The sequence below is a fragment of the Micrococcus sp. HSID17227 genome (genome assembly GCF_003989405.1).
Classification (GTDB): Bacteria; Actinomycetota; Actinomycetes; order Actinomycetales; family Micrococcaceae; genus Micrococcus; species Micrococcus luteus.
The window spans coordinates 1-1,000 of sequence record NZ_RBLN01000476.1 but is presented as its reverse complement, the minus strand read 5'-3'; the positions used below and the strand labels follow the sequence as shown (position 1 = coordinate 1,000).

Sequence of the window (1,000 nt, the reverse complement as noted above, 5' to 3'; positions counted from 1 at the left end):
CCGACGTCATCAGTGAGGGTGACGGCGCGAAGCTCAAGAACGGCGACGCGATCCAGGTCAACTACCTCGGGCAGGCGTGGGACTCCACCAAGCCGTTCGACAACAGCTTCGACCGCAAGCAGCCGTTCGACCTGACGCTCGGCGCGGGCATGGTCATCCAGGGCTGGGACAAGGGACTCGTCGGCAAGAAGGTCGGCAGCCGCGTCGAGCTGGTCATCCCGCCGGATCTCGGCTACGGCGAGCAGGGCCAGGGCGACATCAAGCCCAACGCCACCCTCGTCTTCGTCGTCGACATCGTGAAGGCCACACAGACCCCGGCGCCCGCCGAGGGAGCCGAGGTGGCCCAGGACAACATCGACCTGCCCAAGGTCGGCACGAAGACCGACGGCAAGGCCCCCACGGTCACGATCCCCAAGAGCGACCCGCCGAAGAAGCTGGTCTCCAACTACATCCTGGAGTCCAAGGGCGAGGTCATCAAGGAGACCGACAGCGTCGTCGTGAACTACGTCGGTCTGCTCTGGAAGGACAGCAAGGCCTTCGACAGCACCTACCAGACCGGCAAGACGCAGACCTTCCCGCTCGCCCAGGTCACCCTGAAGGGCCTCAAGAACGGACTGGTCGGCAAGAAGGTCGGCAGCCGCGTGCTGCTCGTCATCCCGCCGGACCAGGCCTTCGGCAACGAGGCGCAGCAGTCCATCCCCGCCAAGTCCACCCTCGTGTTCGCCGTGGACCTTCTGGCGAAGATGTAAGACTGTCCCGGTTACGCAGTTCATCAGTAAGAGGAGCAGCTCAGTGAGCATCGACAAGCCCGAGATCGACTTCCCGGGTGGCGAGCCGCCGGCCGACCTGGAGATCAAGGAAATCTGGGAGGGCGACGGACCGGTGGCCCAGGCGGGACAGACCGTCTCCGTGCACTACGTCGGTGTCGCCTTCTCCACCGGCGAGGAGTTCGACGCCTCCTGGAACCGCGGCACCCCGCTGCAGTTCCAGCTCGGTGCCG

Annotated in this window: 2 protein-coding genes; both read left to right on the top strand. The window is 65.5% G+C overall.

What is annotated here, in order from left to right; translation table 11 throughout:
• A partial coding sequence (locus D8M29_RS12765) for an FKBP-type peptidyl-prolyl cis-trans isomerase (RefSeq protein ID WP_127446050.1) occupies positions 1-749 on the top strand: 749 nt, incomplete at its 5' end.
• Between the two features lie 43 nt (positions 750-792).
• Positions 793-1,000, top strand: a 208-nt coding sequence (locus D8M29_RS12760) for an FKBP-type peptidyl-prolyl cis-trans isomerase (RefSeq protein ID WP_174233382.1), incomplete at its 3' end; no start/stop codon positions are given.